Genomic DNA, 16,762 nt, shown 5'->3' with positions numbered 1-16,762 from the left:
CATCGTCGAGTCGACGGCTTCCAGGGAGTTGGGAGCCGGTTGAGATCCCGTGGAACGAGGAGATCCCCTTGAAGATGAAGACGCTCAATACCGCCATCGTGGCGGCACTGCTCTCACTGCCTGTCGCTGCCATGGCCCAGCAGTCAACGCAGGAAGCCCCGGACGTCAGCCCGGAGACCGGCTCAGCCAACACCGAAGGGGCCGGCGGTACACCGACGGAAGTCGAAGGCGCCACGGCGACCGGCGACACCGATGGTAGCCTGCCGTCCGACAACAGCCTCCCCGACACTGACAACGCTCAGACCGGGTCTGCCAATACCCAGCCCGGCAGCCTGAAGGCCGATGGGCCGACCGCGCAGGACGCCGAGGCAGCGAAGGGTCCGGTGGATGACACCATGGACGACAATGCGGGCATCGACTCCGCCCAGGATGTCGACCCCACGCCGTGATGTGACGTCGTGCTAGCTCGCTCGATCGTGTGACTTGAATCGCCCCGAATTCGGGGCGATTTTTTTGTGCTCAGCCAATCATCGCCCGCCGGAACAGAGGGAGCTGGCAAGGGGCGCTCGCCGGTAACGAGCGATACCGGAGCAAGCGAGGGCACGTTACCACCAGCTCTCTCCCTCCTGTTGCCGCCGCAGTGTCTCCCGGGCAATAAAGAGTGCAGCGACCGCACGGGCCTCATGGAAGTCGTCACGTGCCAGAAGCCCCAGAATATCGTCGATAGGGTGCGTCTCCACGATCAGCTGCTCCGGCTCATCGCCCGGGAGGCGCTGGGGGTAGAGATCGCTCGCCAGCATTACCTGAATGCGGTGATCCATGTAGTTGGGCGCCAACGAGAGCTCCACCAGCGGTTCGAGGTTTTGAGCGCCGACGCCGCACTCCTCCATGAGTTCGCGATTGGCAGCGGTGACGATATCTTCACCCGGATCGACCAGCCCCTTGGGCAGTGTCAGCACATAGTCGTCGAAACCTGCCGCGTACTCGCGAATCAGTAGTACGTGATCCGGGTCCGGCATGGCGACCAGCATGACGGCGCCGTGGCCCTTGCCTTTCAGCCGCTCGAAGGTGCGCTCGGCACCATTGGAGAAATGCAGGTCTATTTCCTCGATGGCGAACAGACGGCTTGCGGCGACGTCACGGCGAGCGCGCACGTGAGGACGTGAATAAGCGGGGGCAGACGGGTCGCTCGAGGTCATGGTGCGCTCCGGGTGCATATCAGAGGGTCGGCTAGGCCTATTCAGCCATGACGCGGTACAAAAGGCGATGGTCCGCGGGCAACCGGCCGACTCTGGCGGGTTGAAGCGACGCATCGATGCCCCCATTGTTGGCGGTCGAGGTGACAGACCCATGAGTGAAACGGTACGTATCGACAAGTGGCTCTGGGCGGCGCGCTTTTTCAAGACGCGTCAGCTCGCCAAGAAAGCGATAGAGGGCGGCAAGGTTCGCTACAACGGCAACCGGGTGAAAACCAGCCGCAATGTCGAGGTGGGCGCGCTGATCGAGGTCCCACAGGGGTGGGACAGTGCGGTCGTCGAGGTGGTCGCACTGTCGGATCAGCGACGCGGCGCCCCCGAGGCTCAGGCGCTCTATGCCGAGACCCCCGAGAGCATCGCAAAGCGCGAGCGCGAAGCCCAGAATCGCAAGCTGGCCAATCAGGCAATGCGCCCGCCCATCAAGCGACCCGACAAACGCCAGCGTCGCGATATTCAGCGCTTCCAGCGCAATCCCAGCGACGACTGACTTTCCCTTTTTCATTGACGACGGCCGGCGCCGGGCGGCGCCCGCGGTCGACGAGACCGATTAATGAACGACCAGATTCAACGTTTTCTTTTCGACGACACGAACGTGCGTGGCGAGATCGTCCAGCTGGAGCGCGCCTATGCCGAAGTGCTCGAGCGCCAGGCGTACCCCGAGGCCATCCGGCTGCAGCTCGGCGAGCTGATGAGTGCCGTGGCACTGCTCACCGAGACGGTCAAAATCGAAGGTACCGTGAGCCTCGAGGTGCGTGGCAAGCAGGGCGTCAACGTGCTGATGGCGGAGTCGAACCCCGGTGGCCAGCTGCGGGCGATCGCGCGCTACGACGAATTCCAGGTGTTTGCCGACAACGCCAACCTGCGCCAGCTCATCGGTGATGGCCAGATCGTCATCACGCTCGATCCGAAAGAGGGCAAGCGCTATCAGGGCATCGTCTCCGTCGAGCACGACAGCCTTGCCGGCTGCCTGGAAGCCTATTTCGCCCAGTCCGAACAGCTGGCGACCCGCCTCTGGTTGAGTGCCGACGGCACGCGGGGCGCCGGGCTACTGCTGCAGCAGCTCCCCGACGATGCCGCCAATCTCGACCCGGACGCCTGGAACCGCCTGACCCAGCTGGCCTCGACGATCACCCCCGAGGAGCTCTGCACGGTCGAGGGGCAGGACGTGCTCTACCGGCTGTTCCATGAAGAGACCACGCGGGTGTTCGAGCCCAAGGCGCTCGAGTTCGGCTGCAACTGCACCCGAGAGCGATTCGCCGATGCGCTGCACTCCCTGGGAGCCGAGGAGCTGCGGAGCATTCTCGAGGAGGAGCAGGCCGTGGACACGCAGTGCCATTTTTGTCATACCCGCTATCACTTCAGCGCTGCCGACATCGAGGCGATCATCGAGTCACCCCAGGCGCCGTCCCCCACGTTACACTAGGGGTTGCCTAATACTTCGATGCGGGGCGCACCGGCGTGACGTCCCCGGCGTTTGCGCCCCGAGCGCTTTTTGCCATAATGGCGATCCTTTTTGCCCGCCACACGTCGAATTTGCCGTGTCCCAGCGAGCGGCGTCGTGTCCGAGGCGGGCAGCGACGCTGTGAAACAACATGAACAGAGGCCCTCGAGCCCAGGACTGGATGATGACCACGCAAGCGACCGCTTCGGCTGCCCAAGATGCTCACTCTGCGAAAGCGCACTCCGATCTGACCCCGGCCGAATTGGTCGAGTATGCACTGGCGCGGGGAGAGGGTGTGCTGGCCGCCAACGGCGCGCTGACGGTGGAGACCGGGGAGCGCACGGGCCGCTCGACACTGGATCGCTTCATCGTCGATGAGCCCTCCACCTCGGAGCTGATCGAGTGGGGCGAGGTCAATCGCCCGATCTCACCGGACGTCTTCGATGCCCTGTGGGAACGTGTCGAGGACTACCTCGCCGGGGGCGATACCTTCGTCTCCGACCTGCACGTCGGTGCCGATCCTGAGCACTACCTCCCCACTCGCCTGATCACCGAATCTGCCTGGCAGAGCCTCTACGGTCGCAACCTCTTCGTGCGCCCGGAGGGCTATAACCCCAAGGGCAAGAGCGAGTGGACGGTGTTGAGCGCGCCGGGTTTCGTGTGTGAGCCGGCGCGTGACGGCACGCGCTCCGAAGGCACTGTCATGATCAACTTCGCGCGTCGCAAGGTGCTGGTCGCCGGCATGCGCTACGCCGGCGAGATCAAGAAGGCGATGTTCTCGGTGCAGAACTTCCTGCTTCCCGAGAAGGACGTGCTGCCGATGCATTGCAGCGCCAACGTCGGCGAAGACGGTGAAACCACGCTCTTCTTCGGCCTCTCCGGCACCGGCAAGACCACGCTCTCCGCCGACCCGGAGCGTTATCTGATCGGTGACGACGAGCACGGCTGGGGCGAAGGCACGGTGTTCAATTTCGAGGGCGGCTGCTACGCCAAGACCATCGATCTCTCGCGCAAGAACGAGCCGATCATCTGGGATGCGATTCGCTTCGGTACGGTGCTCGAGAACGTGGTGCTCGACGCCGAGCGTCAACCGGATTACAGCGACGACAGCCTGACCCAGAATGGGCGTGCCGGCTACCCGCTGGAGTTCGTCGAAAAGCGGGTCGAGGAGAACCGGGCGGGTGAGCCCAACGCCATCATCTTCCTGACCTGCGACATGAGCGGCGTACTGCCGCCGGTCTCGGTGCTCTCCAAGGAAGCAGCAGCTTACCACTTCCTTTCCGGTTACACGGCGAAGGTCGGCTCCACCGAGATGGGCTCTACCAGCACGCTCTCCGCGACCTTCTCCACCTGCTTCGGCGCGCCGTTCTTTCCGCGCCCCGCGCACGAGTATGCCGAGCTGCTGATCAAGCGCATCGAAGCCTTCGGTTCGCGTGTCTATCTCGTCAACACCGGCTGGAGCGGTGGGGCCTACGGGCAGGGCGGCAGCCGTTTCAGCATCCCGACCACCCGCGCGATCATCCGTGCGATTCAGGAAGGCGAACTGGCCGAGGTCGAGACACGCCATATCGATGGTCTCAACCTCGATGTGCCGGTGGCGGTAGAGGGCGTCGACTCGCAGCTGCTCGATCCCCGCGATGCCTGGGGTGATGGTGAGGCCTATCAGACGCAGATGAACGCGTTGATTCAGAAATTCACCGACAACTTTGCCAAGTTCCCCGGCGTGGATGACGCCATCCTTGCAGCGGGTCCGCAGCAGCGCTGAGGTCGCGTCCGAGGACGTTCGGCAACAGCAGCATCGATCGCGGGGAGAGCTACGGCTCTCCCCGCGCTGCGTTCCGGGGTGCACTTTCGGCGCGAGACGTGTCGATTTGCCCAGCATGGGAGCCGGGCGAGTGCTGTGCTAACGTGGCGCGATCTTTTCTGCCGTGATGTCTGCCATGTCCTCTAATTCATCCTCCGCAACCGGTGCGTCCGCCGCGACGCAAAACGCCATCGTCTCGCTGATTGCCGACGAGCTCGGTGCCCGGCCTGCCCAGGTCGCAGCGGCTGTCGAGCTGCTGGACGGCGGTGCGACCGTTCCGTTCGTCGCGCGCTACCGCAAGGAGGCGACCGGTGGTCTCGACGATAGCCAGCTGCGCACCCTCGAGGAGCGTCTTCGTTACCTGCGGGAGATGGAGGAGCGGCGCGGCGCGATCCTGGAGACAATCGACGAGCAGGGCCAGCTCACCGACGCCTTGCGCGCCGACCTGCTCGCCGCGACGACCAAGCAGCGCCTCGAGGATCTCTACCTTCCCTATCGCAAGAAGCGGCGAACCAAGGCGCAGATCGCGCGCGAGGCCGGTCTCGAACCGCTGGCGACGCGCCTGCTCGATGACCCGACGCTCGACCCTGACGCAGAGGCGGCCGCTTTCATCGACGCCGCGACCGGCGTGTCCAACGGCATCGAGGATGCCAAGAGCGGGCTCGATGGTGCCAAGCAGATTCTGATGGAGCGCTTCAGCGAGTCGGCCGCACTGGTCGGTGGCCTGCGGGAACGGCTCTGGGACGAAGGCGGGCTGCGTGCTCGCCTGGTCAAGGGCAAGGCGCAGGAGGGCGCGAAGTTCTCTGACTATTTCGAACACGATGAACGGCTCGCCAAGACGCCCTCCCACCGGGCGCTGGCAATGTTCCGTGGCCGCAACGAGGGCGTGCTCTCGCTGTCCCTGACGATGGCCGGCGAGGACGAGGCGCCGATTCATCCCGCGGAAGTCGCGATCGCGCGTCACGCTGGCATCGCGCTGGACAGCGAGGCGCCGGCCGCACGCTGGCTAAAGGAGGTGGTGCGCTGGACCTGGCGGGTCAAGCTCTACACCCACCTGGAGACCGAGCTGATGGGGCGGCTGCGCGAGCGCGCCGAGCAGGAGGCGATCGATGTCTTCGCCGCCAATCTCAAGGATCTGTTGCTCGCGGCGCCGGCCGGGCCACAGGCCACGCTGGGGCTCGATCCGGGGCTGCGCACGGGCTGCAAGGTTGCGGTGGTCGATGCGACCGGTCGTCTGCTCGACCATGCCACTATTTATCCCCACGCCCCGCAGAACCGCTGGAAGGAGTCGCTCAAGACGCTGAACGATCTCGTCGAGCGCCACCAGGTCACCCTGATTGCGGTCGGCAACGGGACCGCCAGCCGGGAAACCGACCGTCTTGCGGCGGAGTTGATCGCCAGCGTGGCCTCCCGCCGCGTGGCCAAGGTCATGGTCAGTGAGGCCGGAGCCTCGGTGTATTCGGCGTCCGAACTGGCGGCCAAGGAGTTTCCGGCGCTCGATGTCTCCATTCGCGGGGCGGTGTCGATCGCGCGTCGACTGCAGGACCCGTTGGCGGAGCTGGTCAAGATCGATCCCAAATCGATCGGCGTGGGCCAGTACCAGCACGACGTCTCCCAGCTCAAACTCTCGCGCAGCCTGGAGACGGTCATCGAAGACTGCGTCAACGCCGTGGGAGTCGATCTCAATACTGCCTCCAGCGCGCTGCTGTCCCGAGTCTCCGGCCTCAGCGCGATGATTGCGGAAAACATCGTGGCGCGTCGCGACCGCGACGGCGCCTTCACCAGTCGGCGAGAGCTGCTCGATGTCGCCCGACTGGGGCCGAAGACGTTCGAGCAGTGCGCGGGTTTTCTGCGCATCATGGGAGGGAGCAACCCGCTCGATGCCAGCGCGGTTCACCCTGAGGCGTATCCGCTGGTGTCGCGTATCGCCGAGCATAACGGCCGCGAACTGGGCGAGCTGATCGGTGATAGCCGAACCCTCAAGGCCCTGAAGCCCGCGGACTACGTCGACGAGCGCTTCGGCGTGCCGACAGTGATCGATATTTTGGGGGAACTGGACAAGCCCGGGCGCGATCCGCGGCCGGAGTTCAAGGCCGCCGAGTTTCGCGAGGGCGTCGAGAAGATCGCCGATCTGGAGCCCGGCATGGTGCTCGAGGGGGCGGTCACCAACGTCACCCACTTCGGCGCCTTCGTCGACGTCGGGGTGCACCAGGATGGTCTGGTGCACATCTCGGCGCTGGCAGAGAAATTCGTCGAGGATCCTCGTCAGGTGGTCAAGGCCGGCGATATCGTCAAGGTGAAAGTGCTCGAGGTGGACGTCGAGCGTAAACGCATTGGACTGTCGATGCGCATGGGCGACGAGCCGGGCGAGAAGAGCTCGCGTCGGGGTGCGTCGAATCGTCGCGACGGCGAGCGGGGGAGTCAGAACGCCAGCCGCGAGCGCAGCCGGGGCGATGCCAAGGGCAATAGCGAGCCGGTCGGCGCGCTGGGCGCGGCGCTGCTCAAGGCGCGCAAGGGGGCGTAGGGCGCAGGAACGAGGCGGCCGCGTGGGACTGGCGATCGCGAATCGTGATCGCTGGTGCGACCGTTAGCCTTGAAAGCGCCGGGGCGAACTCCATAATGAAACTTTGCTCACGACGGGGCAGCGCAGGCAATCACGAGCCTGGCGCGGCGTCGCTGCACGAACAACGGGAGGGCGTTGCCTCTCCCCATGAAATAAGGTGTTGAGTGTGTCTGATCAACTCGCCACGAACGTCGGTCGGCTGATGACGCCGGCCCGCAACGGACTGCTGGGTCGTCTGCGGCGGGGCATCGAGAAGGAAGGTCTGCGGGTCGACGGTGACAGTCGTATCGTTTCGACGCCGCATCCGCACACTCTCGGCTCCAAGCTGACGCATCCCCACATCACGACCGATTACTCCGAGTCGCTGCTCGAGTACATCACGCCGGTCTACTGTCGTCCCGCCGATGCGCTCGGCTTTCTCGACGATCTGCTGCGTTTCAGTTATCGCCACCTCGACGGCGAGTGGGTCTGGCCGGCAAGCATGCCGTCGCGGCTCGACGGCAACGAGAGCATTCCGATCGCCGACTATGGCGACTCCAACGTGGGCACGATGAAGCGGGTCTACCGGCAAGGGCTGGACGTGCGCTATGGGCGCATCATGCAGTCCATCGCCGGGATTCACTACAACGTCTCGCTCCCCGAGGACATGTGGCCGCTGCTGCAGTCGCTGGAGGGACGCGAGGGCGAGTCGCTGAAATCCTATCGCTCGGCGCGCTATTTCGATCTGATTCGCAACTTCCGGCGCAATAGCTGGCTGCTGCTCTATCTCTTCGGGGCCTCGCCAACCGTGGACCGCAGCTTCTTCGGCGACAAGGGGCCGGACGAGCGCAGCGACAAGCTCGAGCGCTGGGCGCCTGGCAGTGACACGCTCTATGCACCCTACGCCACCAGCCTGCGAATGTCGGATCTCGGCTACCAGAACAAGGTGCAGTCGCAGCTCAAGATCTGCTTCAACTCGCTCTCCAACTACGTGGGCACTCTGCGCCACGCCATCTCCACCGAGTGGCCGGACTATCGGCGTATCGGTGTCGAGAATGACGGTGAATGGCGCCAGCTCAGCGCCAATATTCTGCAGATCGAGAACGAGTACTACAGCGATATCCGTCCCAAACGCGTGGCGCGGCACGACGAGACGCCGACGCAGGCGCTGGAGGCCCGCGGTGTCGAGTACATCGAAGTGCGCTGTCTCGACCTCAACCCCTTCCTGCCACTGGGTATCGACGAACCGCAGATGCGTTTCATCGATACTTTCCTGCTCTGGTGTCTGCTCTCAGAGAGCCCGTGGATTCCCGACGAGGAGTGCGATCGCCTCGACGACAATCGTCGACTGGTGGTCGAACGCGGCCGCGATCCGGCGCTGAAGCTGCAGGTGGGGGATCGTCAGGTCCCGCTCGCCGAGCGCGGTCATGAGATCATCGACGGCATGCGTGATGTGGCGACGCTTCTCGATACCATCGAAGGCGACACCCTGCACGTCGCTGCCATCGAGTCGTTGGCGAAACGCCTGGACGACCCCGAGACCACGCCCTCCGCGCAGGTGCTGCGCGCGCTGGAGGCGCACGGTGGCGAATGGACGGAATGGGTGGCCGATCTGGCCAAGGCGCAGGGTGAGCGTTTTCGTGATACCGCGATGGACAGCGCCCGTGAGACCCTTTTCGACGAGCTCGTCGAGACGTCGCATCGACAGCAGCGCGACATCGAGGCCGAGGATCAAACGGATTTCGCCCAGTTCCTGCGCGACTATTTCGCCCGTGCCCGAGAGCCGCGACCGGCGGCATGACCCTCTAGTGCGGCGCTTTCGACTGGCTCGGATGCGCCGCTTCGGTACGCCGGCACGCGTCCGGCAGAACGGTAACCATCGATGCAAATCAAACAGTGTATGGCGCAGGCGAGTGTGCGCCAGTGGAGTCTTCTGGGGCTGGCGTCTTGTGCCCTGATGATGGCGGTCGCACTCTTTCTGCAGTACGGCCTGGGGCTCGAGCCATGCCCGCTCTGCATCTTTCAGCGGATCGCGGTGATGACAGCCGCGGGCCTCTTTCTGATCGCCGCGCTGCACAATCCCAAGGGTTGGGGGGGCGCTGTCTATGCCGTGCTGGCACTGCTCGCGACGTTCGCCGGTATCGGCGTCGCCGGGCGCCACGTCTGGCTGCAGACCCTACCACCGGATAGTGTTCCGAGCTGCGGTCCCGGCTTAGACTATCTGGTCGACGTGATGCCGCTGTGGGACGTGTTCTCGCGCGTGCTCTCCGGGTCAGGCGAGTGCGCCGAGGTCCATGGCATCTTTCTCGGGGTGACGCTGCCGCAGTGGACGCTGCTCGGGTTCGCGGTGCTGGCGCTGCTGCCACTATCGATACTGGTTGCCCGACTGGGTCGGGGCCGGCCGTCTACACGCTCCACCGCTTGAGTCGCGGAGCCGGATCCGGGCACTGATGCCCCGCAGGGAAGAGGAAGAGAATCATGCTCGAACACTGCCGAACGGCGCAGGAGCGATGGGGCGGCGTGCATACGCTGATCGATCGCTGGCTGCAGCAGCGCCACGATCTGCTGGTGCGGTTGGTCACGATCACCGATGCCTGTGAAGCCGACATCGACGCGCTCCCCAAACGGCGAATCGACTCGCTGAGTGAGGGGCTAATGGATTACGTCAGCGCGGGGCACTTCGAGATCTACCCGCAGCTTCGCGAAGAGGCCAAGTCGTTCGATGACCCGAAGGCGCTCGAGGTCGCCGATCGTCTGCTGGCGCGTGTCGAGGCCTCCACCCGCATGGCGCTGGACTTCGAGGCCGACTACGCCACACCCGACGACTGTCAGCACCACCGCTATCACCTCCCCACCTGGCTGGGGCGTTTGAGTGATGCGCTGAGCGAGCGTTTCGTGCTCGAAGATCAGCTGATCGAGCGCGTCCATGCCATTCATGCCCCGACAGAGACTCGGCCCACCGCTGAGCGCGACGTCTAGCGACGCCGCGTCTCTCGGGGAAGCGCCGCTCCCTCTATTACGATCGTTGATTTCCCCCGGCGCTCCCTGACGTGCGAGGGGCAGCACCGCTGGGGTCACCTCGTCGATCCGTCGCGCAGCGACATGACCCGCCACTGTTGTTCGTTCGCGAGCTTACGCAGTTCATCGTCGGGGTCCACGGCGACCGGATTGGGGACTGCCTCAAGCAGAAAGCGGTCGTTGATCGAGTCGCTGTAGAACCAGGCATCGTCCAGCGTGAGCCGCGGCTGTGCCTCCAGCCAGGCGTTGACCCGCGTGACCTTGCCTTCACGGTAGCTCGGCACCCCTTCGATATTGCCCGTGTAGCGCCCATTCTTTCGCTCGACTTCCACCGCAATGAGGTCATCGACGCCCAGGCGCTCGGCGATCGGCCCGGTAATGAAGCGATTGGTCGCGGTGACGATGAGCAGGAAATCGCCACGCCGGCGGTGCCAGGCGAGTAGCTCCTCGCCGCGGGCGAGGACATGCGGCTCGATTCGACTGGCCATGAACTGCTGATGCCATGCCTTGAGCTGCTCGTCGCCATGCTCGGTCAGCGGTTTCAGCGCCATTGCCAGATAGGCGTCAAGATCCAGCTTGCCTTCTCGATAGTCGCTGAGAAACGTGTCATTGGCGCGCCGGTAGGCCGCGGCGTCGACGGCGCCCTGCTCGACGAGAAATTCGCCCCATGCGTGGTCGCTGTCGCAGCTTAGAAGGGTGTTGTCGAGATCGAAGATGGCCAGGCTCAAGGTTGGCTCCCAGTTGTCAGTCGTATGTCGCGATAAGTCGGTGTCGATGAGAGATCGCAAGCCCTGATGCGATCTCTCGGCAAGGCGCGTCGGGCGATCCTCGGCAAGGCCGCCGAGTATCGCAAACTCGCGCTCGCATTCCCACGGCGAGGCACTCATCGTTGCGAGGCTTATTGATGCGCTTTCGCGCTTTGTGGAAGAATGCCCTTAACGACGATTGAGTTAAGGTGAACTCCGTGATAGACGGCGACGGCTTTCGGCCGAACGTTGGCATCATTATTGCCAACTGTGACGGCCAACTGCTCTGGGCGCGTCGGGCGGGACAGCAAGCGTGGCAATTTCCGCAAGGAGGGATCAAGGCCTGCGAATCACCGCAGCAGGCTCTCTTCCGGGAACTCGAGGAAGAGATCGGGCTGACATCCGGTGATGTCGATGTCATTGCCTGTACGCGAGGATGGCTACGCTACCGTCTCCCCAGGCGCATGGTGCGAACGCATTCCAAGCCGATCTGTATCGGCCAGAAGCAGAAATGGTTTCTGTTGAAGATTCGCTGTCACGACAGCCGCGTCTGCGTGGACGGTACCCCCAAGCCTGAGTTCGACGGCTGGCGCTGGGTAAGTTACTGGTATCCTCTCGGGCAGGTGGTCTCGTTCAAGCGTGAAGTCTATCGACGCGCGCTGCGCGAGTTGGCACCGGATTTTCACCGCCTCTCGCTGGCAGAGATGTCGTGACCGACGCTGAGCCGCACCGCCGAACGGTGTTGTCTCGGTCGACAACCGGGGTGGGCTGTCTGACGCCGACAGCCGCTCACGTCTCAGCCGGGGGCGGCGGCTGGCGGCCCCTGGATTGCCGGGGATCGGCGACACGCTCGTGTTGGCTGCCTGACGGCAGGTCGGCGCACTTGCCACTTTAATTATCACGCGCCTTACCGACGGCTCGGGAGATTCGCGCGCAGACGCCTTTTAGGGTCCGCCTACGGAAAATTGCCAGAAGACCTATGCCCATGCTCGACACCCTTCGTCGCATCGTTCAGGAAGTCAACGGCGCGCGCAGCCTGGATGCCGCTCTTGCGACCATGGTGCGCCGCATTCGCAAGGCGATGCGTACCGACGTCTGCTCCATCTACCTGTTCGATCGGGAACGTGACCGACTCGTGCTGATGGATACGATCGGTCTGCGAACCCAGGCGGTCGGCGTCGTGGCACTGGAACTCGGCGAGGGGCTGGTCGGCCTGGTCGGTCAGCGCGAGGAGCCTCTCAATCTCGAAGACGCGCCGGCGCACCCCCACTTTCGCTACTTCGCCGAGACTGGCGAAGAGCGTTTTTCCAGTTTTCTCGGCGTTCCCATCATTCATCAGCGCCGCATGCTTGGTGTGCTCGTCGTACAGCAGCAGGAGAAGCGTCGCTTCGACGAGGGTGATGAGGCGTTTCTGGTCACGATGGCGGCGCAACTCGCCGGGGTTCTTGCCCACGCCATCGTTTCGGGGGCACTCAGTCGCCGTGCCGAGACCGACGGCCAGGCAATGTTCTCCGGCGTGGCCGCCTCGCCCGGCATGGCGATCGGCGAGATCGTGGTCATCGCACCGCCGGCGGATCTCGACGGCGTGCCAGATCTCATTCCCACCGATACCGAGGCCGAAGTCGCGCATCTGCACGCGGCCATCGCCCGCGTGCGCGAAGAGATCCGCGACGCCGGGGCGCGGTTGGCGAGTCGGATCTCGGCGCAGGAGCTGGCGCTGTTCGACGCCTATCAGCAGATGCTCGGCGATGCGGCTCTGGGCAACGAAGTAGAAAAGCGCATTCGCGAGGGCCAGTGGGCGCCAGGGGCACTGGCGGATGTGGTGCGCCGACACACCCAGTATCTCGAGCGCGTCGATGACGGTTACCTGCGTGAGCGGGCGGCGGACATCCGCGATCTGGGGCGGCGTGTGCTGGCGCACCTTCAGGAAGACAACGCGCGCAAGCCCATGCGCTATCCCGACAACACCATTCTCGTCGGCGACGAGATCAGTGCGGCCACACTCGGGGAGCTGCCCAAGGAAAATCTGGCGGCACTGGTATCGGTGCGCGGGTCGAGCAACTCTCATGTCGCGATTCTCGCCCGGGCGATGGGAATTCCCACCGTGCTCGGCATGGTCGACGTACCGCTACCCCGCATCAACGGGGCCAAGGCCATTCTCGACGGCCATCGGGGGACGCTCTTCGTGCGCCCCGAGCCGCAGCTGACCAAGCGCTACGCCCGGCTGATTCGCGAGGAGAAGGCGCTCTCCGATGTGCTCGAACACGAGCAGCATCTGCCCAGCGAAACGCCGGACGGTCATGCGATGCCACTGCTGGTCAATACCGGACTGATCGTCGATGCCGTGGCGCAGCTGAAGCCTCGTGTCAGCGGTGTCGGACTCTATCGCACGGAAGTGCCGTTCATGATGAACGAGCGCTTCCCCAGCGAGCAGGAGCAGACCCGTCTCTATCAGGAGCAGCTTGCCAGCTTTGCGCCACTGCCGGTGGTCATGCGCACGCTGGATATCGGTGGCGACAAGGATCTGCCGTACTTTCCGATCAACGAAGCCAATCCGTTTCTCGGTTGGCGCGGCATTCGCGTCACCCTCGATCACCCCGAAGTGCTGATGGTGCAGCTACGCGCGATGCTGCTGGCCTCCCGCGGGCTCGACAATCTGCGCCTGCTGCTGCCGATGATCACCAGTATCGACGAGGTCGACACGACGCTCCGTCTGCTGGCGCGAGCGCGTGACGAGCTGGCGGAAGACGGCATCGAGGTCGCACTGCCGCAGGTCGGGGTGATGATCGAGGTGCCGGCCACTCTCTATCAGCTGGCAGCGCTGGCGGAGCGGGTCGATTTCTTCTCCGTCGGCAGCAACGACCTGACCCAGTATCTGCTGGCTGTCGATCGCAATAATGCACGCGTCGCGAGCCTCTATGATGCCTGCCACCCGGCAGTATTGAGCGCGCTGGCACGTCTCGCCGAGGAGAGCCGGGCCCTGGGGATCCCGACCTCGGTCTGCGGTGAACTGGCCGGAGATCCCGCCGGCGCGCTGCTGTTGATGGGCATGGGTTTCGATGCACTGTCGATGAACGCGCCGAGCCTGTCGCGGGTGAGAGCGGCGATCCGCCGCGTGCCTCTCGATGAGGCACGCGAGCTCGTCGGCGAAACGCTCACGCTACCCACCGCCGCCGTGGTGCGCGCCCATCTGCGCCAGCGCCTCTCCGACTGGCAGATCGGCCACCTGCTGCCGCCACAGGATTAGCGTCCAGGCCACTCCCTGGTGGCGCCATGTCATCAGCGGTCTGGCGCGCGAGACCTGACGCTGAGCGGCATTATTCTTGTCAGCGGCTGGCCGTCGTCAGCGTCACGCTGTCTCCCGTCAGGGCTCCCCAGGGGCCGAATGCCTGCTCCTGCAGGTGCGTCACGCCATTGGCCTGGACCGACACCAATGTCAGCGCGCGGGTGCCATAGCGCTCGCCTCGAATGAACGCCGACGACAGGAACCGCTCGGTTTCCCGGTCGACGCCCGTGGCCGGTAACCTCGAGTCGGGGGCGATGCGGGGATCGCTCAGTGCGATGCGCACCGCGTCGTGCCAAGTGGCCTGGCGCGCCTGTCTGGCCGCCGATAGGGCCTTCTCCACCTTGGGCCAGGGTGTGTCGAGGGTGGCATTGGAGAGGGCGTGGCAACCCGGCGGGATCCGGGTGAGTCGAATCCCGCGACGGCCGTGATGGAGGTGCCAGAGCGCCCCCGCGCGCAGCGCGATCAGGTTGAAGCCGGCGTACGCTTTGGCGCCGCCCTGCGCCAGACTCTCCAGCCAGACCGCGAGATCGTCGGTCTCCAGCGCGCTGCGCACCAGCTCGCCGCGACTCGGCGGTGAAAGCGGTGTCGAGCCAGCCGGCTCGCGCACGTTGGTCAGCGCGGCGAAGCGTCCCCCCGGGGCGGCGGCCAGCCAGGTGCCGCCCTGCGCCGCGTCTCGCCCTCCGGTGATCGCGGCATCCGCCCAGTGGTGCAGCGGCCAGGCGGGGCGAGCATAGAACTCATCGCGGTTGGCGGCGAGCTTCAGCGTGACCGGGGCGTCGGGCTGCCAGTCGAAGGCGATCAGACACATGGGATCCTCGCAGATCGGGGCGCTGCCGCCATGACAGCGGCGGGGCCTCAGCGTACCATGAGCGCGCTATCGGCCGGGGCCTGCGCGGTTCCCGCGTGACCCACGCCGCCATCCCTCATCGTTCATCCCCTTGCCCAAGGATCGCGCTACCCATGTACACCGCTTCGCCGAGCGCCGCCGTCGACATCGGTCAATCTGTGAATCAGGGGGGACGATGCTGATTTCGCTCGGGATCTACCTCGTCGTGGGGGGGCTGGCGGGCCTGCTCGCCGGTATCTTCGGTATCGGTGGCGGTATCGTCATGGTACCGGCGCTGGTCTTCACCTTCGCGCTGCAAGGCATCGATACCGCCGTGGTGGCGCACCTCGCCGTGGGGACGTCGTTGGCGACCATCGTGGTCACCGGTGCCTCGTCGGTGTGGGGGCACTGGCAGCGGGGGAGTGTCCGGCGTGACTGGCTGGCGCTGATGATTCCGGGGCTGCTGGGGGGTGGCATTCTCGGCGTCCTGCTGGCGTCGCTACTGCCGGGAGAAGCGTTGACGCGGCTTTTTGGCGTCTTCGCGATCGCGATGGCGCTGAAGATGCTGCTGTCACGTCCGCCGGCGACCCAAGGCCGACATCCGCGCCGCCTGCCAATGGTGCTGGCGGGCAGCGTGATCGGCGGTGTCTCGACGCTGTTCGGTGTCGGTGGCGGGGTGATGTCGGTGCCGTGGCTCTCCCGCTTTACCAGCCGAATGACCGAAGCGGTGGGTACCTCGTCTGCGATCGGCATGCCGATCGCCCTGATTGGCATGCTGACCAACGTGATCGTCGGTTGGCAGCACGCCGGGCTGCCGGCCGGCGCCACTGGCTACGTGATGTGGCCGGCCTTCGCCGGCCTGGCGATTGCCAGTGTGCCGATGGCAAGGGTGGGGGTGAAGGTGGCGCACGCATTGCCTGCCAGAACCCTGCGACGTATCTTTGCCCTCCTGCTGATCGTGGTGGGCATCAAGCTGGTCATCGGCTAGCCCGCGATCTGAACTATCCGCCGTCAAGGAGAGAGCATGCTGGCCTATCCCGATATCGACCCGGTCGCGGTCTCACTGGGACCGCTTCAGGTTCACTGGTACGGGCTGATGTATGTGGTCGGTTTCATCGGTGCCTGGTGGCTGGGGCGCAAACGTGCCGACCGGCTGGGCCTCAAGCCCGACGATATCGGTGACATGCTCTTCTACGGTGCGCTGGGCGTCGTGCTCGGGGGGCGCATCGGCTATGCGCTGTTCTACGGACTCGACCGGTTTCTCGACAATCCCCTATGGATCTTCGAGCTCTGGGACGGCGGCATGAGCTTCCACGGCGGGCTGCTTGGCGTGCTGCTGGCGGCGGCGCTGTTCGCGCGCAAGCATCGGCTGGCGTTCTTCCAGCTCACCGATTTCATTGCGCCGCTGGTGCCGATCGGACTCGGCGCGGGACGTATCGGCAATTTCATCAACCACGAGCTGCCGGGGCGTGTTACCGACGTGCCCTGGGCGCTGGTCTTTCCCGGCATGGGCGAGCAGGGGCGGCATCCCTCGTCGCTCTATCAGTGCTTTCTCGAGGGCGTCGTGCTCTTTACGATCCTGTGGCTGGCCTCTCTCACGCCGCGGCGTCGTGGATTCATCTCCGGGCTCTTTCTCGTCTGCTATGGCGTGTTTCGCTTCCTGTCGGAGTTCTTTCGCCGGCCGGACCCGCAGCTGGGTTTCATCGCCTTTGACTGGCTGACCATGGGCCAGCTCCTGTCGCTGCCGATGATTCTGGCCGGCGTGGCACTCATCGTCTGGTCGCGCCGCAACGGCATCGATGACGTGCGCGCTGCGCCTGCGGTCTGACGCGACAGCGAGACG

At 64.9% G+C, this 16,762-nt stretch carries 15 protein-coding genes; 12 read left to right on the top strand and 3 right to left on the bottom strand.

From position 1 onward, the window contains the following. Nucleotides 1-68 precede the first annotated feature (68 nt). Nucleotides 69-449 carry a hypothetical protein gene (locus tag DOM41_RS10795; RefSeq protein WP_110686865.1) on the top strand — a complete coding sequence of 127 codons (381 nt, stop codon included), beginning with the start codon at nucleotides 69-71 and terminating at the stop codon, nucleotides 447-449. Between the two features lie 156 nt (nucleotides 450-605). On the opposite strand, the gene nudE is transcribed toward DOM41_RS10795, so the two are convergent. After that, the gene (nudE, locus tag DOM41_RS10790) at nucleotides 606-1,199 is read right to left on the bottom strand and encodes an ADP compounds hydrolase NudE (RefSeq protein ID WP_110686864.1); all 594 of its coding nucleotides are present in this window, start codon (nucleotides 1,197-1,199) and stop codon (nucleotides 606-608) included. Nucleotides 1,200-1,350: 151 nt separating this feature from the next. Between nudE and DOM41_RS10785 the strand changes: the two genes are divergently transcribed. From DOM41_RS10785 to rsd, 7 genes are all read left to right on the top strand, one after another. Next, a complete protein-coding gene (locus DOM41_RS10785; protein ID WP_110686863.1) occupies nucleotides 1,351-1,743 on the top strand; it encodes an RNA-binding S4 domain-containing protein in 393 nt (130 codons plus the stop codon). A 63-nt stretch (nucleotides 1,744-1,806) separates the two neighbouring features. Next, a complete protein-coding gene (hslO, locus tag DOM41_RS10780; RefSeq protein WP_110686862.1) occupies nucleotides 1,807-2,679 on the top strand; it encodes an Hsp33 family molecular chaperone HslO in 873 nt (290 codons plus the stop codon). 199 nt (nucleotides 2,680-2,878) lie between these two features. After that, nucleotides 2,879-4,462 carry a phosphoenolpyruvate carboxykinase gene (locus tag DOM41_RS10775; protein WP_110686861.1) on the top strand — a complete coding sequence of 528 codons (1,584 nt, stop codon included), beginning with the start codon at nucleotides 2,879-2,881 and terminating at the stop codon, nucleotides 4,460-4,462. 175 nt (nucleotides 4,463-4,637) lie between these two features. Next, nucleotides 4,638-7,025, top strand: a complete 2,388-nt coding sequence (locus DOM41_RS10770; RefSeq protein ID WP_110686957.1) for a Tex family protein — start codon at nucleotides 4,638-4,640, stop codon at nucleotides 7,023-7,025. Nucleotides 7,026-7,266: 241 nt separating this feature from the next. Beyond that, the gene (gshA, locus tag DOM41_RS10765; protein ID WP_110686956.1) at nucleotides 7,267-8,844 is read left to right on the top strand and encodes a glutamate--cysteine ligase; all 1,578 of its coding nucleotides are present in this window, start codon (nucleotides 7,267-7,269) and stop codon (nucleotides 8,842-8,844) included. Nucleotides 8,845-8,925: 81 nt separating this feature from the next. Continuing rightward, nucleotides 8,926-9,468 (top strand): disulfide bond formation protein B, encoded by a 543-nt coding sequence (locus DOM41_RS10760; protein WP_110686860.1) that lies wholly within the window; start codon nucleotides 8,926-8,928, stop codon nucleotides 9,466-9,468. A 53-nt stretch (nucleotides 9,469-9,521) separates the two neighbouring features. Further along, nucleotides 9,522-10,022 (top strand): sigma D regulator, encoded by a 501-nt coding sequence (gene rsd / locus DOM41_RS10755; RefSeq protein WP_110686859.1) that lies wholly within the window; start codon nucleotides 9,522-9,524, stop codon nucleotides 10,020-10,022. Between the two features lie 95 nt (nucleotides 10,023-10,117). Here the strand turns inward: rsd and DOM41_RS10750 are convergent, their stop codons facing one another. Then, nucleotides 10,118-10,789, bottom strand: a complete 672-nt coding sequence (locus DOM41_RS10750) for a histidinol-phosphatase (protein ID WP_110686955.1) — start codon at nucleotides 10,787-10,789, stop codon at nucleotides 10,118-10,120. Nucleotides 10,790-11,025: 236 nt separating this feature from the next. On the opposite strand from DOM41_RS10750, the gene DOM41_RS10745 reads away from it, so the two are divergent. Together DOM41_RS10745 and ptsP are read left to right on the top strand one after the other, a co-directional pair. Further along, nucleotides 11,026-11,520: an RNA pyrophosphohydrolase gene (locus tag DOM41_RS10745; RefSeq protein ID WP_110686954.1), complete on the top strand. Its 495-nt coding sequence runs from the start codon at nucleotides 11,026-11,028 to the stop codon at nucleotides 11,518-11,520. Nucleotides 11,521-11,792: 272 nt separating this feature from the next. Further along, nucleotides 11,793-14,054, top strand: coding sequence for a phosphoenolpyruvate--protein phosphotransferase (ptsP, locus tag DOM41_RS10740; protein WP_110686953.1), 2,262 nt, complete (start codon nucleotides 11,793-11,795; stop codon nucleotides 14,052-14,054). Nucleotides 14,055-14,133: 79 nt separating this feature from the next. Here the strand turns inward: ptsP and DOM41_RS10735 are convergent, their stop codons facing one another. After that, nucleotides 14,134-14,901 carry an NRDE family protein gene (locus tag DOM41_RS10735; protein WP_110686858.1) on the bottom strand — a complete coding sequence of 256 codons (768 nt, stop codon included), beginning with the start codon at nucleotides 14,899-14,901 and terminating at the stop codon, nucleotides 14,134-14,136. Between the two features lie 214 nt (nucleotides 14,902-15,115). On the opposite strand from DOM41_RS10735, the gene DOM41_RS10730 reads away from it, so the two are divergent. Together DOM41_RS10730 and lgt are read left to right on the top strand one after the other, a co-directional pair. Then, the gene (locus DOM41_RS10730; RefSeq protein ID WP_110686857.1) at nucleotides 15,116-15,907 is read left to right on the top strand and encodes a sulfite exporter TauE/SafE family protein; all 792 of its coding nucleotides are present in this window, start codon (nucleotides 15,116-15,118) and stop codon (nucleotides 15,905-15,907) included. 36 nt (nucleotides 15,908-15,943) lie between these two features. After that, the gene (gene lgt, locus DOM41_RS10725) at nucleotides 15,944-16,747 is read left to right on the top strand and encodes a prolipoprotein diacylglyceryl transferase (protein ID WP_110686856.1); all 804 of its coding nucleotides are present in this window, start codon (nucleotides 15,944-15,946) and stop codon (nucleotides 16,745-16,747) included. The last annotated feature ends 15 nt before the right edge of the window (nucleotides 16,748-16,762 follow it).

Origin of the sequence: Salinicola aestuarinus, from assembly GCF_003206645.1 — a bacterium.
Lineage (GTDB): Bacteria > Pseudomonadota > Gammaproteobacteria > Pseudomonadales > Halomonadaceae > Salinicola > Salinicola aestuarinus.
Note: the sequence above shows the minus strand (reverse complement) of the source record. Positions and strands in the feature narration are given on the sequence as shown.